The sequence below is a fragment of the Corynebacterium sp. MSK218 genome (assembly GCF_030232655.1).
Classification (GTDB): Bacteria; Actinomycetota; Actinomycetes; order Mycobacteriales; family Mycobacteriaceae; genus Corynebacterium.
The window spans coordinates 34,291-58,128 of the sequence record NZ_JASPGN010000015.1 but is presented as its reverse complement, the minus strand read 5'-3'; the positions used below and the strand labels follow the sequence as shown (position 1 = coordinate 58,128).

Genomic DNA, 23,838 nt, shown 5'->3' with positions numbered 1-23,838 from the left:
CGACGGGCCGCATTCCCAATTCTGACCGATGCCTCATGTTGACGAATTCCCACCACACCCCAACCCTTCGGCACTAATTTGAGCCAAGTCAGGGATGAGCACAGCACCCGACACCACTTACTGAAAACCATTGCCGCACGCGCCCTCCTCTGGTTTACTCGGGGCCATGCAAACAGTAGATACCCTCATCATCGGCGGTGGCGCGGCCGGCCTTCAGGCAGCCCTAGTCATGGTTCGCGCGCGCCGCAGTGTCCTCGTTGTTGATTCCGCCACTCCCCGCAACCGCTTTGCCCACGAAATCCACGGTGTCATCGCCCTCGAAGGCACGCCACCCCTTGAGTTCCAGGAGCGCGGCAAGGAACAGCTGCGCGGCTATGGCGCCCAGATCGTGAACGCCACCGTGGATTCTGTCACCGATAATGACCGCACGCTCACCGCCACGTTGAGCAACGGTGAGACCATCGCTGCCCGCTCTATCATCGTCGCCAGCGGCGTGGACGACGAGCACCCCAACATCCCGGGCTTGGAAGAAAACTGGGGAAATACGGTCCTCCACTGCCCCTACTGCCACGGATACGAGGTGGCGGACAAGAAGCTCGGCGTGCTCTACATCGGCGAGTTCTCCTTCCACCATGCTGCGGTTCTGCGCCAGTGGTCGAAGGACATCACCTTCTTCACCAATGGAATGGAATTCACCGACGAGCAGCGCGCGGACCTGACTCGGCGGGGCATTGCGCTTATCGACGGCCCCGTCACCGCCTTCCGGGACGGAAAAGTCCTGCTGGAAAGCGAAGAGCATGCCGTCGATGCACTGTTTTACATGCCCATTCCCCGCCCCCACGATGAGTTCCTCGCTGACCTCAACCTCAAGCGCCACAGCCCACCGGCTGCGATGGGCGGCAGCCTGATCGAGGCTGATCTCACCGGTGCCACCAGCCACCCGCGCGTCTGGGCGGTGGGCAACGTGGTCAATCCAGGCGCACAGGTGGCGATGGCCATGGGCCAGGCCAATGCTGCTGCTATTACGGTCAACGGCTTCCTCGTCGAGGATGATTGGATTTAAGTACGGTGGTGTGGCATGAAAGCCATCATTCAGACCAATCCGGAAGACCCAAGCTCGCTAGAGCTGGGCGATGCAGATAAGCCGCAGCTAGGCCCAGGCGAAGTCCTCGTTAAGGTCAAAGCCGCCGGCGTGAACCGAGCCGACTTGCTCCAGGCCCGCGGACACTACCCGCCACCGCCAGGCGCTTCGGAGATTATCGGCCTTGAAGTGGCCGGCGAGGTCGTCGATGCAGGCGACACCGACGTCGAGGTGGGCTCCAAGGTCGGCGCGCTGCTGGCCGGCGGCGGCTACGCCGAGTACGTGGCCGTGCCCCAAGGCCAGCTGCTGCCCATCCCCACCGGCTATTCCTTTGCCGAGGCCGCATCCGTCATCGAGGTGGCCTGCACCGTATGGTCCAACATCGCCATGGAAGCTGGTCTTACTCAAGGCCAGACCATTCTTATCCACGGCGGCGCGGGTGGCATCGGCACCTTCGCCATCCAGGTGGCCAAGCAGCTCGGCGCCACCGTCGCCGTGACGGCTGGTTCCGATGAGAAGCTCGAGACCTGCAAGGAACTCGGCGCGGACATTCTCATCAATTACAACGAGCAGGATTTCGCCGAGGAACTGAAGAACCAGTGCGATGTCATCCTCGACATCATGGGTGCGAAGTACCTCAAGAAAAACCTCATTGCGCTGGCGCAGGGCGGCCACATGGTCACTATCGGCATGCAGGGTGGCACGAAGGCCGAGCTCAACATGGCTATTCTGCTGAGCAAGCGCCTGACTCTGCAAGGCACCACGCTGCGCTCCCGTTCGTTGGAGGGCAAGGCCGCCATCGTTGCGAACACCGTTAAAAATGTCTGGCCGTGGTTGGAAGAGGGCAGCGTCAAGCACCACCTGCACGCCACCTACGCGCTGGCCGACGCCTCCGAAGCCCACAAAGCCCTCGACTCCGGCGAGGTCACGGGCAAGCTCGTCCTCGAGGTCTAACCTCCCTCGTTGAGGAGCTAAGCCAAGGACGCCACGACGCGGGTCAAGTGCTCAATGTCGTGGTAGGTGCTAAACGGGCTCAGGGAAACCGTCACGGCGCCGCCGACCTCATCCACACCCATCTCGGTGAGCAGCGGCGTGTGCGGCGCGGTGGTGGTGACGAGGCCGTTGTCAAAGAGGCGGCGGTGGATCACATCCGCGGGCACGTCGCGCACGGCGAAGGTAAGCCGCGGGAGGCGGTCATCAGAGGCATCGGCAGCCGCCTCACCTGTTACGCCCAAGATGTGGACTGCCGGAAGAGTGCCCAACAGGCTGTAGAGATCACCGCAGAGTTCCTCCATGTAAGACGACAGCGCATCGAGCGAGCGTCCCAGGCGCACACGGCGCGAACCGCGCTCGCCACCGGCCAGGGCAGCGAGGTGATCCGCCAGCGGACCCACGCCACCGGCCAGGCCCGGCGAGACCGGGCCAACCACTAGGTCATCGAGGCGGCGGAACATTGCGGTATCGCGGAAGACCAGCGCCGCCAACTGCGGCCCGCCCAGTGTGCCTAGATCCACGCCGAGGATATCCGCGCCCACAGAGTCGAATTCGATGCGGCGGTAGGGGGCTACCGAGGAGACGTCGACAAGCGCCCAGGCTCGGGAACGCTCATGGACCGCATCAATGATGTCCGCCGTCGGCGTGACCGTGCCCAGCAGCTCGTGCGCGGCGGGGAAGGCCACGAACCGCGTGGAACCATCGACCAACTCGGCATACTGGAACGCCGGCAGCTCACCCGTGCCCAGGTCTGGCTGGGCCCAGCGGATGTCAGCATCGAGGTGCGCGAATGCCCTGGACAGCTCCGGGGGATCGAGGCGCGAGAGCACCACTGAGGACTGACGGCGTACAAGCGGACGCAGCGCTGCCGCCAGAGACTGGTAGAGCACCGGCAGGGACGGGCCGAGGATGACCCGGTCTGCCGTCGCACCCGTGAGATCGGCCACGGCTCGGCGTGCGGAGGAATACATGTCATCCGCCAGCAACTCGCCCGGCGCGCGGCGAGCCGAGTGCGCGCCGACGGTATCCTCCTGCGGCTTGACCGTGGCGGACGTGCGGAAGGAACGGGCCACACCCGAGGCCACGCGCTCCGCAATCTGCGGCGCGGCATGCGCGTTGAGGTAGGTCCAGCCATCGGACAGCCCAGTGTAAAGACCTCGCACACTGGCGACGTCATACTGCTGCGTCATGCTGCGGCCCTTTCTCATATCGTCCGATCGACTCCCTACTCTATACTCCCCACGTAAATCTTTCCTAACCCGAGGTTTTCCCAGCTCGTCGATGTTTTCGCAGGTGGCGGGCGTGTGTGTAGCTGTTTGGCATAAGCGCGCGCTAGTGTGAAGGGCGTGCAAGACAAGAAAAACCTGCGTGACGACGTCGCCCGCATGACCACTCCGCCTGCACCCGGCGAGGAGCCGGCTTCGCGGTCTATGACCATGTCGGCGGCTTTCGCCGACCTGTTGCAAGGCGCCCGCCAGCGCGAGCTGTGGTTCAAGCTGGGTATCCAAGACATCAAGCAGCGCTACCGCCGCTCGGTGCTGGGCCCGTTCTGGATCACCATCGCCACCGGTGTCATGGCTGCGGCCTTGGGCCTGCTGTACTCCATGCTCTTCCAGATCCCAGTGGCAGAGTTCCTGCCCCACGTGACAGTGGGCCTCATTATGTGGAACTTCATCTCGGGTGCCATCAAGGAAGGCGCCACTGTCTTTATTGAGAACGAGGGTCTGATCAAGCAGCTGCCTGCGCCGCTTTCGGTCCACGTCTACCGCCTAGTCTGGCGGCAGACCCTCTTCTTGGGCCACAACCTCATCATTTGGCTTCTGCTCATCATTATCTTCCCGCGCAGCCTGGGCTGGGAGTTCTTCCTGTGCATTCCGGCCTTTGCCCTCCTGCTGATCAACGGTGTGTGGGTCGCCATGTTCTTCGGCATCATCGCCACTCGTTTCCGTGACGTCGCCCCGCTGCTGGAGGCACTGACACAGCTGCTCTTCTACGTCACGCCGATCGTGTGGATGACGAGCACACTCAAGGAACAGGGCGAAGCCGTGGCAAGCCGCGCGCGTATTGCGGAGCTCAACCCGCTATATCACTACATGGAGATTGTCCGCGGCCCGCTCATCGGTGTGCACGTGCCGGCCTATCACTGGTTCATCGTCATGGGCTGCACCGTCGTCGGCCTGCTCATTGCCGGTTTGGCCATGCGTCAGTGGCGTTTCCGCGTCTCCTACTGGGTCTAGAAAGGATTGTCCATGGTTTCCATTGATACGTATAACGCTTGCGTGGACTTTCCCATCTTTGATGCCAAGTCTCGTTCGCTAAAGAAAGCGATGCTCTCCACGGCTGGTGGCTCCATTGGTAAGAATGACCAGAACGTGGTCATGGTGGAGGCACTTAAAGACATCAACCTTCACCTGCGTGAAGGCGACCGCGTGGGGCTCGTTGGTCACAACGGTGCTGGTAAAACGACCTTGCTGCGCCTGCTTTCCGGCATCTATGAGCCGACTCGCGGCACGGCCGATGTGCGCGGGCGCGTGGCCCCTGTTTTCGACTTGGGCGTGGGCATGGACCCGGAGGTCTCCGGCTACGACAACATCATCATCCGCGGCCTCTTCTTGGGCCAGACCATCAAGCAGATGAAAGCCAAAATGGATGAGATTGCGGAGTTCTCTGAGCTGGGTGATTACCTCTCTATGCCGCTGCGCACCTATTCCACCGGTATGCGCGTGCGCCTGGCGCTGGGCGTGGTGACCTCGATTGAGCCGGAGATCCTGCTTCTCGACGAAGGCATTGGCGCCGTCGACGCCGCCTTCATGGCCAAGGCCCGTGTGCGCCTCCAGGATCTGGTGAAGCGCTCCGGCATCCTGGTCTTCGCTTCCCACTCCAATGACTTTTTGGCCCAGCTGTGCGATACCGCCTTGTGGATCGACCACGGTCAGATTCGCTCCGTGGGCGAGGTCTCCGATGTCGTAGGGCAGTACGAGGGGCCCGAGGTTGGCGAGTATGTTCGCGATCTGCGCAAGCGCTTCGATAACGAGGAGAACGCCTAAGTTTCCGTGAAAACAGGCAACTATTCACTTGTTTTCACGAAATCCTCGCTGTTCCTACTGCCCTAGCTGCCAATCTTGCCGGCCCTCAGCGAATGGCTGACCAAACTTTCGTCACTTAGGGCACCTCACCCCGAGCATCGCACCCAGCTCCTCGGTCATGCCACTGACAGTCACTTCCGGCCCCGGCTGGTAATCCTCTTTGCGCAGCACTGCCTTGTTGCCTTCGATGGCGTAGCCCAGCTTGCGCGATACCGCCTGGGAAGCTTCATTTCCCGGCTCCCACTCGGAGCGCAGCTGGCATGCACCCAAGTACTCAAAGCAGAAGACTGCAGCGGCGTGGCGGATCTGGGTACCTATCCCGCGGCCCTGAAGGCGGTGGTAAATCCACGAACCGGTTTCGACCTCATGGTTATCGGAGAAATTCTGGGCCCGCAGATCCACCGAGCCGATGATCTCACCATCAAGATGCACTCCGAAGTCGAGCGACCATTCTTCCGGGGACATGTGCACACGGTGCGCCCACCGGAAGCTCGGGTCCGGCTTCCCTTTCAACCACGGAAACGTGTACTCCGGAAGCGGCTCACCAAATATCTCAGCGGCGCTAACACCGTGGATAGCGGCAATGTCACTGTCGCGCAGCACCCGCAGGGTCAGCTCGCCTACCTGCACCGTGAGTTTGAACGGAGCCCACATCTCTTCGATATCTTTCACAGCCATGGCAACATCCTACTGAGCACTGTGGGTGGCACAATGGAACGCATGACTGCCACCTTGTCCCAAACCGGAACGACGGCCGCTGTGATCGTCACCCACCAGCGCGTGGAGCTGCTGCGCGCTTCCCTTGAGCAGGTGGTGAACCAGACGCATCCGGTGCAGTGGGTCATCGTGGTGGACAACGGCGCGGAACAAGCCGTGGAGGATTTACTCCACGAACTGGCCGGCGAGCGCGGCGTTTACGTGCCTTCCGAAACCAACCTCGGCGGCGCGGGCGGCTTCGCGCTGGGCTTCCTCACCGCACTGGCCCTCGGCGCGGACGCAGTGTGGTGCGCTGATGATGATGGCCGCCCCGCCGATCATCACGTGCTCGAAGAGCTCTACCGCGTCGCGGAAGAAAACAGTCTGCACGAGGTCTCCCCCGCCGTGTGCAACATCAACGAGCCTGCCAAACTGGCTTTCCCGCTGCGCCAGGGCCTGGTATGGCGGCGCTACCTGAGCGAGCTGGAAGGTGATTTTCTCCCCGGCATCGCCTCCCTCTTCAATGGCGCGCTCATCTCCGCCGAGGCCATGGAGATCATCGGTGTGCCGGACTACCGCCTGTTCATCCGCGGCGATGAAGTGGAGTACCACCGCCGCCTGGTCAACTCAGGCTTGAGCTTCGGCACCGCGCTGACCACGAGCTACCTACACCCAGACGGCTCCGATGAGTTCAAGCCTATCCTCGGCGGAAAAATGCACACCCAGTACCCGGAAGGCGAGTTCAAGCGCTTCTTCACCTACCGCAATCGCGGCTACCTGCTGTGGCAGCGCGGCATGCGCAAGCTCCTGCCACAGGAGTTCGCGCGCTTCGGCTGGTTCTTCCTAGTCCAGCAGCATGACGTCAAGGGATTTGTGGAGTGGCTGCGCCTACACAACCGTGGCCGCAAGGAAGACTTCCGCCGCCCCTAAAGACCATAAAGAGTCTGCAACGCCCCAGCGCTACTCCACTTCAAAAGATTTCCGCGTGCTGCGGAAAATAACCCAGCGCTGCACAAGGAAGTTAATAATCGTCGCCGTGCCCTGCGCAATGACGAAAGCCACGGCTAGCGCCCACGAGGAGGGCCATTCCAGGTTGTGGTCGAAGAAGGGAAACGCCCAGCGATACAAGAGGATATTGATCGCATAAGTCATGGCGTAGGTAGCGATAACGGCCGCAAAGCGACGCTTCGATGCATTTGCATTGAAGGTCCACCGCCGATTAAGCAAGTACGCCACGAGGGTGCCAGCGGCAAAGCCCAAGGTACGCGAGGTCACGTCACCAAAGAGATCCAAACCAATCTGGAAGAGCCAGGTTATGGAGACGTCGATAACCGCGGCGATTGCTCCCGTAATAGCGAACTTCGCGCCCTGCGCATGCAGGGAATTCGACTGGGAAAGGCGTTCGGCGCGAGTCGGCATAGCAGGAAGTTTACTTGCCCTTGAAAATGAAGACGCGCTGAATAGCGAAGTTAGTCACCGTTGCCACGCCCTGCGCGATGACGAAGGCAATGGTGTCTTTGAGGGCACCCTCAAAGCCCAAACTAATAAGAGGAGCGTTGAGCACCCAATAGAGGAAGTTCTGGACCGCAAAGGTGGATAGATACAGCATGCCCACCGCGCCGGCAGTACGGCCGGATACCTGTGCGCCAAAGGTCCACCGAGCGTTGGCCACATAGGCTGCAATGGTGCCAAAGACCCAGCCGATAGCCTTGGCTAGGGAACGATGCATCCCAAGATAGGTAAGGAATAAGGTAAGGCCATAGTCAATGGCGGCGGTGAAGACACCGACGGAGACGAAGCGGACAAGCTGCGTCTTCAGAGTGGAGTCACCGGTCGAGGTTGGTTTAGTCACGGCCGAATACTTTACCCGCGCACAAGGGCACGGTAAATGTCCAAGCGATCTACCGGCGCGGCGGCATTTGCGCCATAGGCTCCTAAGGACGCCAAAACCTCGAGGGACGCAGTACACAAGTCACGGATCTCAGGGCCGCGAAGTTCCTCGCCATCATCATCGACCCAGCCGAGCGCCGCCATCGACGTTTCCACAACGGAATCCGTCAGCTCACGGCCACCCATGCAGGACAATGCCAGAGCCATGGACCAGAAAGCGTCTTTGCCCTCGTTGGTGACCTCACGCGGCAACGTGCGCAATTGGCTGAGTGTGGAAGCATCGGCGCTTATCTCGCGGCGCAGGTCTAGTGCTTGGAGGAGCGGGACGAAGTCGTAGAGCCGGGTGCGCTCGATGAGCGCGCGGACGGGGGCTACGACAAGCTCGAGGACCTCGTCGATGGTTTCTTGACCCGTGAGTTCCGCATTAACAGCGGTGAGATCAAACGGCGTGTGGAAAGAACCAGAGCCGCCCACGCACAGAGCCTCAGGGGTGCCGCCATCACGTGGATATGTCTCCACAACAACTATCTCGAAATCCCACAGTCCCCAGGCATAATCCATTTGCTCACCTTCACGGCGAAGGAATTCGCGCACGGCGTGATGCGGATCAATGCGCCCGCCGCGGGCGTCGTGGTGCTCGAAGAAGTGCCACGGTGAATCTTCGTCCGGAAGGCCGAAGCAAACCTCGAGAATGTGGTGAAGCTCGTTGAGCGTCAGCGCGTCAGAGAAACCAATCTGACGATGTACTTCAGCGTCCGCGCGGACGTTGGAGACCTGGCAGAGCAGAGTACGAGCGGCGTCGCCACGATCGGCGCGGACCTGCGCCAGATCTGTGACCTTTGAGCTCATGTGCCCCACCATACGCATTTTTAGTTGCGGGCGGCGTTCTCGCGCGCCTCCAGCTCGCTCAGAACGAAGACGAGCGCAGCACCGATGGCGCCCCACACAGTCCATGGTTTAGACACTCCGCGGCGGCGAATGAAGCCCACGAGGCTCTGCTGAGTCTTGATGGAAAGCCAGCCGCCAAGCACCAGAATGCCGAAGGCAACCGGGATGGCCCACACGGGGACGTCGGGAGTCTCCGGCTCCGGTCGGTCCTCGTGGCTCTCCGCGTTGACGTAGGCTACGAGCGCACCGAATCCGAGGAAAGACAACACGTAGGCGCAGACCAGGGCGGTCTTATTCTTGATCCAGTCAGGGAACGCCGTCATAATGCCGACGGCTGCGGCCTGGGTGATACGGCCGGGCAAGGTGTCATCCAGCGCGTAATTGTCGGTCTTGGGAGAAGTCATACCGCCCTACTTTAGGCGGACGGTAGGCTACCGTGCATGTACTCCTCCAAGAATGAGCACCTCACCCCGGCGCAGCGCGCGGCTCACGACGACCGTGCTGAGGACGATAAGCGCCACGGCCACTTTCTGGCCACCGAGCACACCGCATTGCCTCTCGACGGTTTCATGACCAGGCTCATCGCCGAAGAGCTGCCAATCCTCGATTCTGCCTCGCGGACGAGGGTCTATGAGCTCCTTCGCGAGTATGAGGGACCGGAGATTACGAGCCAAGAGGAACTGCCCGAGGAGATCAGAGACATCATGGATCTGTACTGAGTCGATACTCCTCGACTCGTAGCCTGTACCAAAATGGGCACAATCGGACAGTACGGGTGTCCGGTTCGTTTTGTATGTGTACCTAATCTCACGTTTTCCCTCACGCCATATGTCGCTCTTGCTATGTAGTGTGGAGAATCGACCCATCACATCGAGTCAAAAGAAGAAGAGATGGAACTGCATACTACTGAGAAGTCCCTGTACGGTTGGGGCCGCACTGCGCCGTCGACCGCTCATGTCTTGTCCACGCCGGATGTGGACGTCATCAAGACCGCCGTTGCCCAGGTTGCTGAGGACAACGCTGATAAACCATCCCACCTGCGCCGCGGCGTTATCGCTCGCGGCATGGGCCGCTCCTACGGTGACCCCGCCCAGAACGGCGGCGGCCTCGTCATCGATATGCAGGCCCTCAACAACATCCACTCCATCGATCCGGAGTCGGGCATCGTCGACGTTGACGGTGGCGTCACCCTGGACCAGCTCATGAAGGCCGCCCTGCCGTACGGACTGTGGGTCCCGGTCCTGCCAGGTACCCGCCAAGTCACTATCGGTGGTGCGATTGGCCCGGATATCCACGGTAAGAACCACCACTCTGCAGGTTCCTTCGGTAACCACGTCATTTCCATGGAGCTGCTCGTGGCCGATGGCCGCGTCCTGCACCTGACCCCGGAAGGCTCAGATGAGGATCCGGAAGGCGAGCTCTTCTGGGCCACCGTCGGCGGCATGGGCCTGACCGGCATCATCCTCCGCGCCAAGATCAAGATGACCAAGACGGAGACCGCCTACTTCATCGCGGATACCGACCGCACGAGCAACCTCGATGAGACCGTCGCCTTCCACTCCGACGGTTCGGAGCACAACTACACGTACTCCTCCGCCTGGTTCGACGTCATCTCCCCAGAGCCGAAGCTGGGCCGCTCCACCATTTCCCGTGGTTCCCTGGCCACGCTGGCACAGCTGGAAGAGCTCGCCCCGAAGCTGGCGAAGGATCCGCTGAAGTTCAACGCCCCGCAGCTCATGACGGTTCCGGACATCTTCCCGAACTTCACCATGAACAAGCTGTCTCTCATGGCTATCGGTGAGGCGTACTACCTCATGGGTTCCCCGGCGCGAAACCAGGTCAAGAACCTCACGCAGTTCTACCAGCCACTGGATCTCATCGGCGAGTGGAACCGCGGCTATGGCTCCAACGGCTTCCTCCAGTACCAGTTCGTGGTGCCGACCGACGCCGTCGAGCCTTTCAAGGACATCATCCGCGACATACAGAAGTCCGGACACTACTCCGCTCTGAACGTGTTCAAGCTCTTCGGCCCTGGTAACAAGGCTCCGTTGTCCTACCCGATGCCGGGGTGGAACGTCTGCGTGGACTTCCCCATCAAGCCGGGCCTGGGCGCTTTCCTCGACGATCTGGATAAGCGCGTCATGGAATTCGGTGGCCGTCTCTACCTGGCTAAGGAGTCCCGCACCTCGGCAGAGAATTTCCACAAGATGTACCCGGGCCTCGAGGGCTGGCTCAAGACCCGCAACGACATCGACCCGACCGGCGTCTTCGCCTCCGATATGTCCCGCCGCCTCGAGCTGCACTAGAAAGGAATCACCTCATGCTGAACGCAGTAGGCCAAGCACAACACATCCTCCTTCTCGGCGGCACCTCCGAAATCGGCTTGGGCATCGTCGAGGAATTCCTCGAGCGTGGCCCGGCCAAGGTCACCCTGGCGGCTCGTGCCGACTCGCCGCGCATCGCGGATGCCCGCGCAACCATCGAGTCCCGCGGTGGCGACGTCGAGGTCATCGACTTTGACGCAACTGACTTCGACGGCCACGAGGGCGTCGTCAACCGCGCCTTCGAGCGTGGCGACGTCGACATCGCCATCGTTGCCTTCGGAACCCTTGGTGACCAAGAAGAGCTGTGGCAGGACCAGGCCAAGGCCGTGGCGTCTGCGCAGACCAACTACACCGCACCGGTGTCCCTCGGCGTGCTGTTGGGCCAGAAATTCAAGGAGCAGGGCCACGGCACCATCGTGGCGCTGTCCTCCGTCGCAGGCATGCGCGTGCGCCGCTCCAACTTTGTCTACGGTGCCTCCAAGGCCGGCGTCGATGGCTTCTTCATCAACCTGGGCGAGGCCCTGCGCGGCTCTGGGGCCAAGGTGCTCGTGGTCCGCCCGGGCCAGGTGCGCACCAAGATGTCCGCCGAAGCTGGCGAAGCACCGCTGACCGTTAACGTCTCTGACGTGGCCAAGGCCACCGTCAAGGCTGTGTTGGATGGCAAGCAGTCCATCTACGTACACCCGCTCTTCGAGTACGTGTCTTTGGGCTTCAAGTTCATCCCGCAGGCAATCTTCCGAAAGCTGCCGTTCTAAAGTTCCGCTAAGTCCGTGGCATGTGGGAGACTTGAAGCATGACTGAGTCCCCTGCCATGTCCCCCGCCATGGAATATGACGCTGACCGTCTCTCGCGTCGCGCCAGCCTTGTGGGTATCGCCGCCGCCGCTCTTGGCGGCGGCCTCATCACGCTCCTTGGCTTCTTTGCGTTCAAGACGGTCTCTTTGCCCGCGTTTAGCACCTCCATGGTCACTCGTGCTCTCAGCACGACGGGAACGGTGCTGACCGTCGGACTCGTCGGCGCGCTGTGCGTGTGGTGGCTCTATGACGAGCACAATGGCACCCAGCGCCCGCGCTGGCGCACGTGGCTCACTACTGCGCTGTGCTACATTTCCCCTGCCTTGCTGACCCTCGCCACTATCGGCTTGCCGCTTTCGGCGTCGCGCCTGTGGCTTGATGGCGTCCAGGTGGACCAAGTCTTCCGTACCCAATTCCTGACCCGTGCCACTGAGGCCAGCTCCTATGCGGACATGAACTATGAGGGGCTGCCCACGTTCTATCCCTTGGGCTGGTTCTGGATGGGTGGCCGCTTGGCTAATCTTCTCAATATGCCTGGCTGGGAGGTCTACCAGCCGTGGGCACTCATCTCGCTGGCAGTAGCCGGGTGCATCCTGGTTCCCTTGTGGCAGCGTTTGGTCAGTTCCCTGCCCGTGGCCACCGCTATCGCGCTGACCACGACCGCGGTGACGCTCACTCTGGGTGCCGAGGAGCCGTATTCCGCGGTCATCGCCATGGGCGTGCCTGCAGTCGCCCTCCTGTGTTCCCGTGCCTTCGACGGCTCCTGGTTCGCAACGCTCGCTATTGCCCTCTACCTGGGTATCTCCGCGTGCTTCTACACGCTTTATACCGGAGCGGTGTCGCTAACTATTGTTACCCTCATCGCGCTCGTTATCGGCGTATCGGAGCGCACGTGGACTCCCTTCGTGCATCTCGCCGCCATCGCCGTCGGCTCCTTGGCCATCGCGGCCATCGCTTGGGCTCCTTATGTCATTGGTGTCCTGCAGGCCGCGGGTCCTGTGGAATCTGCCGCGCAGCACTACCTACCGGAGGAAGGCACCCAGATACCTGCGCCTTTCCTCTCGCTGTCTGTCATCGGCATTCTCAGCATTATTGGCCTGGTGTATCTGGTGTTGCGCATCGATGAGCCGGATCTTCGTTCACTGAGCACCGCGCTCGTGGGCACCTACCTGTGGACCGTGGCCTCCATGGTCATGACCCTGGCTGGACACACGTTGTTAGGCTTCCGCCTCGAAATCGTCGTGGTGCTTCTCTTCGCCACCGCCGGCATCCTCGCGCTCGCCGATTTCCGGCTGATGGGGCTGCCATCCCTCTACCCAGCACACATGATCGGCACCACGAGCAAGCGAGTCACGGTAGCCTTCGCCATCATTTTGGGCATGGGCGGCGTCTACTATGCCCAGCAGATCCCTGCCACCAACGAGTCGGCGCTTGATCACGCCTATACCGACACCGATGGCTATGGCGAGCGCGCTGACCGTTACACCAGTGATTCCGCTGCTGATTATGGCAAGATTCGAGAGTTCATCGATGCTCAGGGCCACGCGGCTAACGACACCGTCGTGCTGACCGACGAAAAACTCTTCATGGCCTACAACCCCTACTATGGGTTCAACGCCTTCACCAGCCACTACGCCAACCCACTCGGTGAGTTCACCACCCGTAACCTGCAGATTGAGGATTGGGCGAAGGGATCCTGGGAGCAGAGCCCCGAGGAGTTTGCAGCATCTCTCGATTCCTCGCCTTGGCGCGCGCCCGATGTCCTCATCTTCCGCGGTGACGTGGAAGAACCCGGGGACGGGTACAAGACGCACTTGGCGGAGGATATCTACCCGAACCAACCCAACGTGCGCTACCGTGCGGTGTTCTTCAACCCCGAGGTTTTTGAGAAGGGTTGGGAATTAGCTCAAATTGGTCCCTTCGTTGTGGCGGCGCGTACGTAACAGCATTTCTCAATACGGCGAGGCAGTGACGTACACTGATCGCCGTGTCAGATAGGAAAACCTCAGCCCCGCAGTCGTTGCGGCTCACCGCCATCATCGCCGGCCTCATCGGCTTTTTGTGCTTTGTGGCCACGCCGCTGTTGCCGGTGAACCAGACCCAGTCCTCCTTCGATTGGCCTCAGCAGGACTCCCTGCAGTCCATCAACGCACCGCTCATCTCAGTGGCGCCGGAGGAGATTGAGGCAGAGATCCCGCTGGCGGCCGTCGATAAGCTCCGCGAAGGCCAAGACCTGCTCTACGGCACCATTCCGCCAGAGTCGAAGAAGGCCTCCAACCGCGGCATGTTTGTCCGCGCCGGTGAGGACGGCCTTTCCGTCACCAGTCTCGACGAGGTGCTGTTCTCACTTACCCCTGAGCAGGTGGCGAAGCTGCCTGACGACGCCACCCTCAGCATCAATGCCACAGAGGACGGCACGACCGTCACCGTGGGCAAGCACACAACCACCTCTGATGAGGACATGCGCCCGCAGGTCACCGGTGTCTACACCGAAATTGATGACACCCCGGACAACCTTCAGGCACTTGGAAACGACCTGCACATCCACGTGGAGGTTAACTCCCGATTCACGTCCTCGCCCACCGTAATCAAGCTCATCGCCATGTGGCTGGGCTTGGCCATGGTCGTGGTCAGCTTGGTGTGCCTGTGGCGCATTGACCGCCTCGATGGCAAGCGCTTTGGCTTCATGCCGGAAACCTGGAAGCAGATCCGCCCGCTGGATGGCGTCGTGGCCGCCATCCTCGGCTGGTGGTATATCTTCGGTTCCAATACCTCTGATGATGGCTTCATCCTCACCATGGGCCGAGTCTCGGATCATGCGACGTATATGGCGAACTATTACCGCTGGTACGGCGTCCCCGAGGCACCGTTTGGCGCGCCCTACTATGACCTCGTGGCGTGGCTTTCCCAGCTCTCCAGCGCCTCTATCATCGTGCGCCTGCCTTCCCTTATGTCGGCGCTGATCATTTGGTTCATCCTTTCGCGTGAAATGCTGCCCCGCTTCGGCGGCCGCGTTAACGACAGGCGCTTGGCGCACTGGACCGCCGCATTCATGTTCTTGGCTTTCTGGCTGCCGTACAACAACGGCATCCGTCCTGAGCCCATCGTGGCGCTGGGTGTCATGGTGACGTGGGCGTCCTTTGAACGTGCTATTTCCACCCGCCGCCTCCTGCCGGCAGCTGTGGGTACCATCGTTGCGTCCATTACCCTGGCCGCGGGCCCAACGGGCCTCACGGCAGTCGGCATCTTCCTAGTGTGCCTGCCCGCGCTCTTCCGCATCATGGGCGAGCGCACACAGCAGGTAGGATGGCTGGCCCTCATCGCCCCGTTCCTCGCCAGCGGCACCGCCGTCATGGTGGCGGCCTTCGGCGACCAGACCTTGGCCTCTGTTCTCGAATCCACGCGCGTGCGCTCCCAGGTCGGCCCCTCGTTGCCGTGGTACTCGGAGTTCGTGCGCTATTCCACGCTCTTTGAACCTTCCGTGGATGGCTCGCTGACGCGCCGCTTCGCCATGTTCACCATGATCTTCTGCTTGGCACTCATTATTTATGCCTTCATCAAGAACCATCGCGTTGTTGGTGCGGAAGTTGGTCCTACCCAGCGCCTGCTCGCCATCATGGCGCTGTCGGCGTTCTTCCTCATGTTTACCCCGACGAAGTGGACACACCACTTCGGTATCTACGCCGGCATCGCTGGTGTTATCGCGGCACTCGGTTCCGTGGTGCTCTCCCAAATCGCCATGCGCTCGCCGCGCGCCCGTACCTTCTCCATCGCCGCGGTGATTTTCCTCATGGCAATCTCCTTGGGCGGTTGGAACGCTTGGTGGTACGTCTCCTCCTTCGGCATCCCGTGGTGGGACCGTACCGTGCAATTCAAGGCCATCGAGGCCAACACGGTGGTGCTGGCCATCGGCATGGTGGTGCTGGCTATTGGCCTCTACCAGTCGCTGGTTCACGATTACCGCAAGAACAAGGCCAAGGCGAACGGCACCCTCGAGGAGTTTGAGAAGGCCTCCGCTGCCAAGGTCTCGCGCTGGGCCGGCGCCATGTCCGCCCCGATTGCCGCTGCTTGCATCCTCATCGTGGCCTTCTCGTGTGCCTCTTTTGCCAAGGGCTACGTGGCCCAGGCGGATTCCTACTCGGTGGGCAAGGGCAACCTCGCGTCCTTGCGCGGTAGTGTGTGCTCCTTGGCGGATTCCACCCTGGTGGAGACCAACACCAACGATGCCTTCCTCACCCCGGTCGAGGGCGAGTTCAAGGACTCGCTCGTGAATACGAAGGAGGACAACTACGGTTTCGGCCCCAACATGATCAAGGAAGATATCGAGCCGGAGAACCTCAACTCGGCGTCGGTTGGCGCTATTGCGAACACCACCGGTGATTCTTCTGCCTCATCCAACGAGCAGAAGGAGCTGACCGAAGCCACGGAGAACAAGGAGAAGGCAGCCGAGGTTACCGACTCCTCCGCGGGTGGTGTGCGCGGCACCCTGGGCGTCAACGGATCAGAGATGCACCTGCCCTTCAACTTGGATTACACCAAGGTCCCGGTCATGGGTTCCTATTCCGAGACCCAGCGCTCCTCCGCCACCATCACGACACAGTGGTACAACTTGCCGGAAGAGTCCGAGAACACCCCGGTCCTGGCGGTGTCTGCCGCAGGCAAGATTTACCACCACGACGTCAACGGCGTGGAGCAAGAAGGTACCGAACTCACCTTGGAGTACGGCACGCTCAAGAACGGCAAGGTCACGAACACGGGTGAAGCCGAGCTTTCCGACGTCGGCGCGACGCCGAAGTGGCGCAACCTCCGCATCGCCCTCAAGGATTTGCCGGAGGAGGCCAACGTGGTGCGTCTCGTGGCGGTCGACGACTCCACGGATGAGGACGATTGGATGGCCTTTACCCCGCCGCGCGTTCCGGAGCTGGCCACGATTAACTCGCAGTTCGATTCCGGTACCCCGGCTCTGCTGGACTGGTCGGTGGCCTTGCAGTTCCCCTGCCAGCGCACCTTTGACCACTATGCCGGCGTGACGGAGATTCCGCAGTTCCGCATTCTTCCCGACGCCGCCGCGCAAACCTCCCTCACGGACTTCCAGTCCTTCTCCGGCGGTGGCGCCATGGCCACGGCCGAGGCAGTGAACTACTCCTACGAGATCCCGAGCTACCTCAACAACGATTGGGCGCGCGATTGGGGCTCCATTGAAAAGTACGAGCTGCGCACGAACTCCCAGGGTGACGCCCCCATCGAGGCGGATATTAACCACGAGGTCATCCAGCGCTCCGGGCTGTGGAAGAACTCGGAGATGAAGATTCGCCCCGAGTGGGAACAGTAGAGGCTAGACAGCCCTAGCTAGGCAGTTGAGGCGGCGGACTTAAGAAAGTCCGCCGTTTCTTGAATGCGCTGGCGGGCCACCGTCGGGGTAGAGATTCGGTGCATCGACACGTACTCGGCGGTCTCCGCTCCGGGGATGTCGACGCGCGCGGCAATCTCATCTTGCAGCGCGGTCTGGACAAGGATGCGCGAATACTGGGCGGCCAGTGCCTCCTCGTCGAGGCTGTAGTCGCCACGGATCTCCTCCGGCAGCTTTTCCAGCGCGCCGAAGTCGGGGAAGGTGAGCAGGAGGGCGTCGGCAGGCACAAGCGCCGCCAGTGCGCCGCCGGAGGAATAGCCCCACACCGTGACGTGTTCCGCACCGTGGGAGCGGGCATAATCGACGGCCGCTTGAACGGACTCAACCATGTCCGCCACGGTGTGCTCAGGCGCGAGCGGGTAATCGACGTCAATGATGGTGGTTCCGGATAGCTGCGTTGCCGCGGCCACTTCGGGGCGCCACTGCATCTCCAGTGCCTTGCCGTCTCCGCGCCACCAGCCACCGGAGTGCAGAGACACTGCCCAGCGGCGGCCGTCAGCATCTGACGGTTCAAAAATCGCTCCGACCTCAGCCTCCTGGACGCTGACGCCGTCCGTAAACGCCGTCCCCGGCAGGGAGTGGTCGACCGCAGAGCCCAAGACCATCATCGAGGCCTGCACGATGCGATCTGGCAGCAGCGCACAGTAGCGATCCGCATCCGGCGACCCGCCTCCGGCCCACGGTGGGCGGAAATCCGGTAGCGGGTAGTGCACCTCCATGTAGGAGGAGAGCTGTTCCAGTTGTTGTTCCGGCGTTAGCTGACGGTCGGTACCGCCGATGGTCCACTCACTCATGGAACCCCAGGGTACTACCAGATGGTGACGCGCTCCTCCGGTGCGATGCCGCCTTCGACGTCGAAGGCTTGGTAGAACTCATCGATGTTTTCCGCGATGATGTTGCAGCGGAACTCCGCCGGGGAATGCGGGTCGATGGCGAGGTACTGGGCAGCCATCTCCGGGCGAATAGCGGTGCGCCATACACGCGCCCAGGCCAGGAAGAAACGCTGCAGGCCGGTGTACTCGTGCTGCGCCAGTTCCGGCTCAGCGCCCTCGGCCTCAAACGGTGCCACTTGACCATTGATGTCTAGGCCCTTGTCGGCGCAGTAGTTCTTGTAAGCCACCACGGCGATACCCAGTCCGCCCAAGTCACCGATGTTCTCACCCAAGGTGAAGCTGCCGTTCACGCCGGCAGAGTCGGTACCTTCCAGTACCTTCGGCACCTTGCCCTGGTACTGGTCCACGAGCTTGGCGGTGAGTTTCTCAAAGGCGGTGCGGTCCTCATCGGTCCACCACGAGTTGAGGTTGCCCTGGCCGTCGTACTGCGAACCTTGGTCGTCGAAGCCGTGACCGATCTCGTGGCCGATGACCGCACCGATGGCGCCAAAGTTCTCCGCGGCGTCTGCCTCGGGGTTGTAGAAGGGCGGGCGCAGGATGGCAGCCGGGAAGGTGATGTCATTGACCACCGGGTTGTAGAACGCGTTGACTGTCTGCGGGGTGGAGAACCACTCATCGCGGTCCGCCGGCTTGCCAATCTTGGCTAGCTCATAATCGTGGTTCCAGGCGCTGCCCGCGCGGACATTGGCCACGAGGTCCGCGCCCTTGGGGGAAAACTCCAGGTCGGAGTAGTCACGCCAGATGTCCGGGTACCCAATCTTGGCCTTGAACTGGGAGAGCTTCTCCAGCGCGCGCTCGCGGGTAGCCGGGGTCATCCACTCCAGCTGAGAGATGCGCTCGCGGTAGGCAGAGGTGAGGTACTCCACCAGCTCATCCATCTCCGACTTCGAGGACGGCGGGAAGTGCTTGTCCACGAAGACCTTGCCAATCTCCTGGCCCACCATGTTCTCCGCCAGGCCCACGGCGCGCTTCCAGCGGTCGCGCTGCTCCGTAGCACCAGAAAGCGTGGTTCCGTAGAACTCGAAGTTCTTCCGGCCAATCTCCTCAGTGAGGTACGGCGCGCGCGACAGAAGGATGTGCCAGGTCGCCCACAGCTGCCAGTCGGCCATGCGGCCAGCGGTGAACAAACCCTCGAGGTGTTCAAAGTAGGAGGGCATCATGGCCACCGCACGGTGCTCGGGCAGGCCTCCGCCGTTGAGGATGGCGCGGGTGATGCTGGGCAGCTTGGCGACGTCCACCGGGTTATACGTCTTCACCGCATCGCGCGAAGCCACCACGTCCCAGTGACCGGCCGCAAGTTTCTTCTCCAAGGCCACGATGCGGGTCGCAGCGGTTTCGGCACCGAGTCCGAACAGACGGGCTGGGTCCAGGAAACCCAGCATGGCGGCCACATGCTTTTCATAGGCAGAAAGGACCTCAGCGTGGGCCTCCTCGCGGTAATAGGCCTCATCGGGCAGGCCCAGGCCGGACTGGATGATGTAGGCCACCGCATCCTCAGAATTGGAGTCCTTTTCAACCCAGAACGTCACCGGTGCGCCCACGCCTTCGCGCTCGAGCACACCGAGGTTGTGGGCAAGCTCCTCCGGGTCAGCGGCGACTAGCTTGTCTAGGTCAGCTGCCAAGGGATCGGTACCCGCAGCATTGACTCCCTCCGTGTCCATATGGGAGGCGTAGAGGGTTCCTGGGCGGCCAGAATCCTCCTTGACGATGTCATGGACAAGCTCTTCGGCTTCATCGCGTAGTGCGTGGAATGTTCCGTCTACTCCGCGGTCATCCGGAATGACGTGGGATTCAACCCAGGGGCCGTTAACAAATTGGTACAGATCCTTCATGCACGCCACTCTATGTCAGAAGCACACGTTAGTGTGGTGCGCATGACTTCTTATCGTTTTCCGCCGGCGAAGATGACGGGACCTTTCTTCGCCGTGCTCGGGGCAACCCTCCTTGTCCTTGGTTTGCCCGCTGTACTGAGCTTGGCCCTGCCGGAGCGCGAACCTGAGATGGAAGAGGTGGTGCTCGATGATCCTGACTGGCGCCAGCCCATCGAGGGACTGACGTGCAGTGTGAATCATGATTCCATGGCCAACCAGGCCTGGGACTGCGGCGATACTTTGGTCGAGGCCTACGTCACCGAAGGCGTCGAGGACGATGAACTCGCTCTGCGCCGCGCCGTGCGTGCCACCAACTTCGAGGGCATGCCGCGGGAAGAGGACGTTAAAGATGCCGACGGCATTCTCACCCTGGAAGCAGACGGCTTCATTCCGGTCTTCGCCTTCAGCGTGGCCAAGGGTGATCTCAACTATCAGATCATCTTCTCTAATGGTGACCCTGCCGACCTTGCCCAGCAGTTTATGGAGGCCTTCTGATGAGCAAAATCTTCCGCGTTACCCTCTGGATCATCATTGGTCTGTGCCTGCCGATTTCCCTGGTTAATCTGCTCGGAATTTTCTTCGTGGCTCCGCTGCCAGGCCTCGTAAGTCTCATCATCGGCGTCGCCTTCTTGGCGCTGGGCCTGTTCCTGTGGAGTCGCAGTCCGATGTGGGCAAGGCCGGGGAAAGGGTGGGCGTCGGCAAGCGTGCTCTGGGGCGCCGGTGCTGCCGTGACCTTGGCGCTGCTGTCAGCGACCCCACTGACCGACCTCTCCGTGGGTCTGGGCTGGGAGGAAGCCATGATGTCCTGGGGCGGCGCCTATCCGGAGGAATTTGCCAAGGCCCTTGGCGTGGTCTTCGTCCTCCTCAGCTTTCGCCAGCTCAACCGGCCGTGGCACGGCTTCATCGTCGGCGCACTCGTGGGCTGGGGCTTCGAAGTCCTGGAAAACAGCCTGTACTCCGCCATGGGCGCGCTGATGCACCCCACCTCGGACTGGATAGGCATGTTCCAAATGTGGGGCCTGCGCCTCGTGGCCGGTCCGTGCCTGCACATGTGCTTTACGGCCATCGCGGGTTTTGGCATCGGCTGGGCCATTTACGCCGCACATAAGCCGTGGTGGTGGCGCCTCGGCATCGGCGTGGGCGCGCTGTTTTTCTCCTTCTGCCTCCACTTTGCGTGGAACTACATGTGGGAAGAAACGTGGCAGCTCATCACGCAGTACGTCCTCGTAGCGCTCATCATGTACCCGACGGTCATTTACCTGGGCATCCGCGCGCATCGCCTAGCCAAGAACGATGACACCTATTCGCACTCACCTGGCGCGGCCAGCCTGCGTTAAGGGCGGTTAGTCGAACTGCCCCTGCACAATCGCGGCCGCATCGAGCGGGGTGACGTGGTAGGAAATGGGATTCTGATTGGAACCGGCCATGAGCGCGTGCGCGCAGGAGTGGCCAGCGCCCATCATGTGGCCGAGCTCGTGAGCGATGGTGCCCTGGAGAGCCTCCGGGTAGAGGACGTTGGTGGCCTTGATGAAGAGCATTTTGTGGTCCGGGTAGGCAGTGCCTTGGACATACCCGTTCGGCTCCGGCTTATAGATGATGGCGACGGTGTCATCATCAGCCTCGGCGGGCGTGACTTCCTTCAGGGAAGCCTTGCCATCTAGTGCCTCGTTCCACTCAGCCACTGCGGCGTCAAGCTGTTCGCGGTATGGGAAGTTGTCCGCCACTTTGTACTCGAGGACGCCGTCCTGGAAGTAGGAGGGGACAGAGTCACCGTCGTGGAGGATGGTCGGGTCCGGAACTGGCTTGCCTTCATTCGCCAGCTTGGTGATTTCGGTGCACGTGCCAGGAGAAATGAGGGAACGGACCGGATGGCTCGCCGCCTGGGCGGCAGGGGCAGCGATACCGCCAAGAATGACAGTGGCGGCTGCAGCGAAAGCAGGGATCTTCGTCAGGGAACGCATAGGGGGGATCAGTAAACCTTTCGGGTACGTGCGGGAATCCCCCAGCGCAACTTGGCCGAGGGCAGTATACCCGGGCGAGCATATATTAGATTCTTATACTCTGCAAAGGGAATAATTAGCTTTTCGGAGTCTTTTTAACACAGGTGTGATGAGCTGGGTGCAAGACGCTTGAGTTCCTCGCATGCGCGATCGCGCAGGTCCTGCGGTGCCGGCGGGGAAGGCGGTGCAGGTACCGCGGGCGGTGCGGAAACATCGACAGCACCCAGCACATCCGCGGTGAGGTCGCCCGGCGAGCCATAGGTATTGGCCGCCACGGTGTAGCCCGGACCAAAGGACGCGGTGGCGTGCACCTGACGGTCATCTGACCAGCCAAACTTCGTGCCGAGAATGCCGGGAATCTGCGCGGTGCCGAAGTCCTGGCGGTAGCCATCCGACGCGGCAGGTACAGCCGTGGACATGCCCTTCATAATGGGAGCTGCGACCGGGTCCGTGGAGATGGAGCCGAGGAATCGGGCGAGGTCCTCCGTCGACGTCGTGGTCTGGCCCCAATATCCATTGTGGTGGGTCTCACCCAGCTGGTATTCGCTAATAATGCCAGGGATGGCCTGGGGGTACTTACGCTCTAAGTCGCTTGCGGTGCCGTCCTCAGAGAACCGGATCATATTCTCCACGCGGGCTTTGTCTTCCGGCGCGCCGTACTTCAGCACCCACATGCCCAGGTACAGCTTGACCAGGGACAAGGCGGGGCGGGACTCGTGGCTATTAGGCGTGGATCCGACGTTGCCGTCGGCATAGCGCACGGTCATCTGCGTGCGCGGCGGGACTTTTCCTGGGTCAAAAGTGAGGGCTTGGGCGGCCGGCGCCGCGGCAAGCGTAGCGGTGAGGGTAAGCGCGAGGGCTCCAGTTTTTGTCAGCACGAAGCTGAGTCTAGACCTCATCTTGAGGTTTAGCCCATGTCTACGAGGAGTACTCCCCCAATGATGAGCGCCACGCCGAGTCCTTTGAGCCACGTAAACGGTTCGCGGAAGAGCGCAAAGGAAGCCAGTGCGGTAAGCGCAACACCACAGGCAGTCCAGATTCCATACGCCACGCCAAGTGGCATACCGTCGCGCAGAGCCAGCGAGAGGAACACATACGAGGACACGTAGGCCACCACGACCCACACAATCCACGCCTTCTGACCGTGCACGGCCAGCATGCGCAGGCCCAGCGTGCCGGCTACTTCAATGAGGATGGCAAGAGCTAGCCAGGTCACGGCTGAACCTCCACGAGCTCAGGCTTCGGCTCACGGCCGCCCATCTCCACGCAGGCCACGCCCGCAATGATGCAGGCCATGCCCACCAGCATGAGGGGCGTGAGCTCTTCCCCGAAGAGCAGTGCGGATAACCCCGCGGTGAGAACCACGCCCGTAGCGCCCCAGATACCGTAGGCCGCGCCCACGTGCATGCCGCAGCGCAGCACTTGATGCAGCGAGGAAAAGGCTGCGACGTATCCCAGCACCACCACGACGTACACCGCCGGGTGCGCTAGCGCGACCTTGAGGCAGAGCGTGGCGGTTACTTCGCTGAGGATGGCGATGGTGAGGAAGAACCAGGCGCGCATCACGTTTCCTTTCCTTTATGGGGCATGCTTGCCGACGCCCCTCAGATCCTCCGCATCCAACCCACACTCCGCAAGGAGCACGCGGTCACCGTTGTGCGGAATCCCCTCCGTATCCCAGTGGTCGTGGGCGTCAGAGGTGTGGGCGCGGCCCGTACTGTTGACCACGCGCCACCAGGGCAGGTCTGCGCCCTTCGACATCACCCAGCCCACATACCGCGCGCCCACGCCAACCACCTTGGCAATCTCACCGTAGGTGGACACATTACCGGGCGGAATTCGGCGCACGACGGCGCGCACATCCTCTATACGCCCAGGTGTCGTCATGGTGACGTGTACTCTCCGAGAGATC

Annotated in this window: 25 protein-coding genes; 12 read left to right on the top strand and 13 right to left on the bottom strand. The window is 61.6% G+C overall.

Annotated elements, in window-relative coordinates; all coding sequences use genetic code 11:
• Window positions 1–166 precede the first annotated feature (166 nt).
• Entirely contained in the window at window positions 167–1,063 is an 897-nt protein-coding gene (locus tag QP922_RS11365) for an NAD(P)/FAD-dependent oxidoreductase (protein ID WP_284809591.1), read from the top strand.
• Window positions 1,064–1,078: 15 nt separating this feature from the next.
• On the top strand, window positions 1,079–2,035 hold the full coding sequence (locus QP922_RS11360) for an NAD(P)H-quinone oxidoreductase (RefSeq protein WP_284809589.1): 957 nt from the start codon (window positions 1,079–1,081) through the stop codon (window positions 2,033–2,035).
• A 17-nt stretch (window positions 2,036–2,052) separates the two neighbouring features.
• Here the strand turns inward: QP922_RS11360 and QP922_RS11355 are convergent, their stop codons facing one another.
• Window positions 2,053–3,264 carry an aminotransferase class V-fold PLP-dependent enzyme gene (locus QP922_RS11355; protein ID WP_284809587.1) on the bottom strand — a complete coding sequence of 404 codons (1,212 nt, stop codon included), beginning with the start codon at window positions 3,262–3,264 and terminating at the stop codon, window positions 2,053–2,055.
• A 195-nt stretch (window positions 3,265–3,459) separates the two neighbouring features.
• Here QP922_RS11355 and wzm point away from each other — a divergent pair, with 195 nt between their 5' ends.
• A complete protein-coding gene (gene wzm, locus QP922_RS11350) occupies window positions 3,460–4,311 on the top strand; it encodes a galactan export ABC transporter permease subunit Wzm/RfbD (RefSeq protein WP_284809611.1) in 852 nt (283 codons plus the stop codon).
• Window positions 4,312–4,323: 12 nt separating this feature from the next.
• Window positions 4,324–5,121, top strand: coding sequence for a galactan export ABC transporter ATP-binding subunit Wzt/RfbE (gene wzt / locus QP922_RS11345; protein WP_284809586.1), 798 nt, complete (start codon window positions 4,324–4,326; stop codon window positions 5,119–5,121).
• 111 nt (window positions 5,122–5,232) lie between these two features.
• On the opposite strand, the gene QP922_RS11340 is transcribed toward wzt, so the two are convergent.
• Entirely contained in the window at window positions 5,233–5,838 is a 606-nt protein-coding gene (locus QP922_RS11340; protein ID WP_284809584.1) for a GNAT family N-acetyltransferase, read from the bottom strand.
• A gap of 33 nt (window positions 5,839–5,871) precedes the next feature.
• Here QP922_RS11340 and glfT1 point away from each other — a divergent pair, with 33 nt between their 5' ends.
• Window positions 5,872–6,786: a galactofuranosyltransferase GlfT1 gene (gene glfT1 / locus QP922_RS11335; protein ID WP_284809583.1), complete on the top strand. Its 915-nt coding sequence runs from the start codon at window positions 5,872–5,874 to the stop codon at window positions 6,784–6,786.
• A 30-nt stretch (window positions 6,787–6,816) separates the two neighbouring features.
• Here glfT1 and QP922_RS11330 read toward each other — a convergent pair whose 3' ends face one another.
• From QP922_RS11330 to QP922_RS11315, 4 genes are read right to left on the bottom strand one after another with little or no spacing between them, the layout of a single operon-like run.
• Window positions 6,817–7,275, bottom strand: coding sequence for a GtrA family protein (locus tag QP922_RS11330; RefSeq protein WP_284809581.1), 459 nt, complete (start codon window positions 7,273–7,275; stop codon window positions 6,817–6,819).
• A 10-nt stretch (window positions 7,276–7,285) separates the two neighbouring features.
• Window positions 7,286–7,708, bottom strand: coding sequence for a GtrA family protein (locus QP922_RS11325; RefSeq protein WP_502869611.1), 423 nt, complete (start codon window positions 7,706–7,708; stop codon window positions 7,286–7,288).
• Window positions 7,709–7,719: 11 nt separating this feature from the next.
• A complete protein-coding gene (locus QP922_RS11320) occupies window positions 7,720–8,595 on the bottom strand; it encodes a plasmid pRiA4b ORF-3 family protein (RefSeq protein WP_284809580.1) in 876 nt (291 codons plus the stop codon).
• 20 nt (window positions 8,596–8,615) lie between these two features.
• Window positions 8,616–9,038, bottom strand: a complete 423-nt coding sequence (locus tag QP922_RS11315) for a hypothetical protein (RefSeq protein ID WP_284809579.1) — start codon at window positions 9,036–9,038, stop codon at window positions 8,616–8,618.
• Window positions 9,039–9,074: 36 nt separating this feature from the next.
• On the opposite strand from QP922_RS11315, the gene QP922_RS11310 reads away from it, so the two are divergent.
• The 5 genes from QP922_RS11310 to QP922_RS11290 all read left to right on the top strand — a co-directional run bounded on the left by QP922_RS11310 (window position 9,075) and on the right by QP922_RS11290 (window position 17,084).
• The gene (locus tag QP922_RS11310) at window positions 9,075–9,353 is read left to right on the top strand and encodes a hypothetical protein (protein ID WP_284809578.1); all 279 of its coding nucleotides are present in this window, start codon (window positions 9,075–9,077) and stop codon (window positions 9,351–9,353) included.
• A 171-nt stretch (window positions 9,354–9,524) separates the two neighbouring features.
• Window positions 9,525–10,940, top strand: a complete 1,416-nt coding sequence (dprE1, locus tag QP922_RS11305; protein ID WP_284809577.1) for a decaprenylphosphoryl-beta-D-ribose oxidase — start codon at window positions 9,525–9,527, stop codon at window positions 10,938–10,940.
• A 14-nt stretch (window positions 10,941–10,954) separates the two neighbouring features.
• Window positions 10,955–11,713: a decaprenylphospho-beta-D-erythro-pentofuranosid-2-ulose 2-reductase gene (dprE2, locus tag QP922_RS11300; protein ID WP_284809576.1), complete on the top strand. Its 759-nt coding sequence runs from the start codon at window positions 10,955–10,957 to the stop codon at window positions 11,711–11,713.
• Between the two features lie 38 nt (window positions 11,714–11,751).
• Complete coding sequence (locus QP922_RS11295; RefSeq protein WP_284809575.1) at window positions 11,752–13,695, top strand: galactan 5-O-arabinofuranosyltransferase; 1,944 nt, start codon at window positions 11,752–11,754, stop codon at window positions 13,693–13,695.
• A gap of 44 nt (window positions 13,696–13,739) precedes the next feature.
• Complete coding sequence (locus QP922_RS11290) at window positions 13,740–17,084, top strand: arabinosyltransferase domain-containing protein (RefSeq protein ID WP_284809573.1); 3,345 nt, start codon at window positions 13,740–13,742, stop codon at window positions 17,082–17,084.
• 17 nt (window positions 17,085–17,101) lie between these two features.
• Here the strand turns inward: QP922_RS11290 and QP922_RS11285 are convergent, their stop codons facing one another.
• Both QP922_RS11285 and QP922_RS11280 read right to left on the bottom strand, forming a co-directional pair.
• The gene (locus QP922_RS11285; protein ID WP_284809572.1) at window positions 17,102–17,956 is read right to left on the bottom strand and encodes an alpha/beta hydrolase; all 855 of its coding nucleotides are present in this window, start codon (window positions 17,954–17,956) and stop codon (window positions 17,102–17,104) included.
• Window positions 17,957–17,970: 14 nt separating this feature from the next.
• The gene (locus QP922_RS11280; protein ID WP_284809570.1) at window positions 17,971–19,887 is read right to left on the bottom strand and encodes a M13 family metallopeptidase; all 1,917 of its coding nucleotides are present in this window, start codon (window positions 19,885–19,887) and stop codon (window positions 17,971–17,973) included.
• Between the two features lie 42 nt (window positions 19,888–19,929).
• Between QP922_RS11280 and QP922_RS11275 the strand changes: the two genes are divergently transcribed.
• Both QP922_RS11275 and QP922_RS11270 read left to right on the top strand, forming a co-directional pair.
• A complete protein-coding gene (locus tag QP922_RS11275; RefSeq protein WP_284809568.1) occupies window positions 19,930–20,421 on the top strand; it encodes a hypothetical protein in 492 nt (163 codons plus the stop codon).
• Entirely contained in the window at window positions 20,421–21,263 is an 843-nt protein-coding gene (locus QP922_RS11270) for a PrsW family intramembrane metalloprotease (RefSeq protein WP_284809566.1), read from the top strand. The genes QP922_RS11275 and QP922_RS11270 overlap by 1 nt, the downstream gene beginning before the upstream one ends.
• A gap of 6 nt (window positions 21,264–21,269) precedes the next feature.
• On the opposite strand, the gene QP922_RS11265 is transcribed toward QP922_RS11270, so the two are convergent.
• From QP922_RS11265 to QP922_RS11245, 5 genes are all read right to left on the bottom strand, one after another.
• Window positions 21,270–21,887 carry a M48 family metalloprotease gene (locus QP922_RS11265; RefSeq protein WP_284809563.1) on the bottom strand — a complete coding sequence of 206 codons (618 nt, stop codon included), beginning with the start codon at window positions 21,885–21,887 and terminating at the stop codon, window positions 21,270–21,272.
• Between the two features lie 134 nt (window positions 21,888–22,021).
• The gene (locus QP922_RS11260) at window positions 22,022–22,804 is read right to left on the bottom strand and encodes a hypothetical protein (RefSeq protein WP_284809562.1); all 783 of its coding nucleotides are present in this window, start codon (window positions 22,802–22,804) and stop codon (window positions 22,022–22,024) included.
• A gap of 29 nt (window positions 22,805–22,833) precedes the next feature.
• Window positions 22,834–23,142, bottom strand: a complete 309-nt coding sequence (locus tag QP922_RS11255; protein WP_115020949.1) for a DMT family transporter — start codon at window positions 23,140–23,142, stop codon at window positions 22,834–22,836.
• Window positions 23,139–23,489 (bottom strand): DMT family transporter, encoded by a 351-nt coding sequence (locus QP922_RS11250; RefSeq protein ID WP_284809609.1) that lies wholly within the window; start codon window positions 23,487–23,489, stop codon window positions 23,139–23,141. The genes QP922_RS11255 and QP922_RS11250 overlap by 4 nt, the downstream gene beginning before the upstream one ends.
• A gap of 15 nt (window positions 23,490–23,504) precedes the next feature.
• Entirely contained in the window at window positions 23,505–23,813 is a 309-nt protein-coding gene (locus QP922_RS11245) for an MGMT family protein (RefSeq protein ID WP_284809558.1), read from the bottom strand.
• Window positions 23,814–23,838: the final 25 nt, after the last annotated feature.

Excerpts from the sequence above, each read along its gene's own strand:
- QP922_RS11310 (WP_284809578.1), top strand. The coding sequence starts at position 9,075 with ATGTACTCCTCCAAGAATGAGCACCTCACCCCGGCGCAGCGCGCGGCT.
- QP922_RS11245 (WP_284809558.1), bottom strand. The coding sequence starts at position 23,813 with ATGACGACACCTGGGCGTATAGAGGATGTGCGCGCCGTCGTGCGCCGA.
- QP922_RS11340 (WP_284809584.1), bottom strand. The coding sequence starts at position 5,838 with ATGGCTGTGAAAGATATCGAAGAGATGTGGGCTCCGTTCAAACTCACG.
- QP922_RS11330 (WP_284809581.1), bottom strand. The coding sequence starts at position 7,275 with ATGCCGACTCGCGCCGAACGCCTTTCCCAGTCGAATTCCCTGCATGCG.
- QP922_RS11285 (WP_284809572.1), bottom strand. The coding sequence starts at position 17,956 with ATGAGTGAGTGGACCATCGGCGGTACCGACCGTCAGCTAACGCCGGAA.
- QP922_RS11270 (WP_284809566.1), top strand. The coding sequence starts at position 20,421 with ATGAGCAAAATCTTCCGCGTTACCCTCTGGATCATCATTGGTCTGTGC.
- QP922_RS11265 (WP_284809563.1), bottom strand. The coding sequence starts at position 21,887 with ATGCGTTCCCTGACGAAGATCCCTGCTTTCGCTGCAGCCGCCACTGTC.
- QP922_RS11275 (WP_284809568.1), top strand. The coding sequence starts at position 19,930 with ATGACTTCTTATCGTTTTCCGCCGGCGAAGATGACGGGACCTTTCTTC.
- wzm (WP_284809611.1), top strand. The coding sequence starts at position 3,460 with ATGACCACTCCGCCTGCACCCGGCGAGGAGCCGGCTTCGCGGTCTATG.
- QP922_RS11355 (WP_284809587.1), bottom strand. The coding sequence starts at position 3,264 with ATGACGCAGCAGTATGACGTCGCCAGTGTGCGAGGTCTTTACACTGGG.
- QP922_RS11320 (WP_284809580.1), bottom strand. The coding sequence starts at position 8,595 with ATGAGCTCAAAGGTCACAGATCTGGCGCAGGTCCGCGCCGATCGTGGC.
- dprE1 (WP_284809577.1), top strand. The coding sequence starts at position 9,525 with ATGGAACTGCATACTACTGAGAAGTCCCTGTACGGTTGGGGCCGCACT.
- QP922_RS11250 (WP_284809609.1), bottom strand. The coding sequence starts at position 23,489 with ATGCGCGCCTGGTTCTTCCTCACCATCGCCATCCTCAGCGAAGTAACC.
- wzt (WP_284809586.1), top strand. The coding sequence starts at position 4,324 with ATGGTTTCCATTGATACGTATAACGCTTGCGTGGACTTTCCCATCTTT.
- QP922_RS11360 (WP_284809589.1), top strand. The coding sequence starts at position 1,079 with ATGAAAGCCATCATTCAGACCAATCCGGAAGACCCAAGCTCGCTAGAG.
- QP922_RS11280 (WP_284809570.1), bottom strand. The coding sequence starts at position 19,887 with ATGAAGGATCTGTACCAATTTGTTAACGGCCCCTGGGTTGAATCCCAC.
- dprE2 (WP_284809576.1), top strand. The coding sequence starts at position 10,955 with ATGCTGAACGCAGTAGGCCAAGCACAACACATCCTCCTTCTCGGCGGC.
- glfT1 (WP_284809583.1), top strand. The coding sequence starts at position 5,872 with ATGGAACGCATGACTGCCACCTTGTCCCAAACCGGAACGACGGCCGCT.
- QP922_RS11365 (WP_284809591.1), top strand. The coding sequence starts at position 167 with ATGCAAACAGTAGATACCCTCATCATCGGCGGTGGCGCGGCCGGCCTT.
- QP922_RS11315 (WP_284809579.1), bottom strand. The coding sequence starts at position 9,038 with ATGACTTCTCCCAAGACCGACAATTACGCGCTGGATGACACCTTGCCC.
- QP922_RS11295 (WP_284809575.1), top strand. The coding sequence starts at position 11,752 with ATGACTGAGTCCCCTGCCATGTCCCCCGCCATGGAATATGACGCTGAC.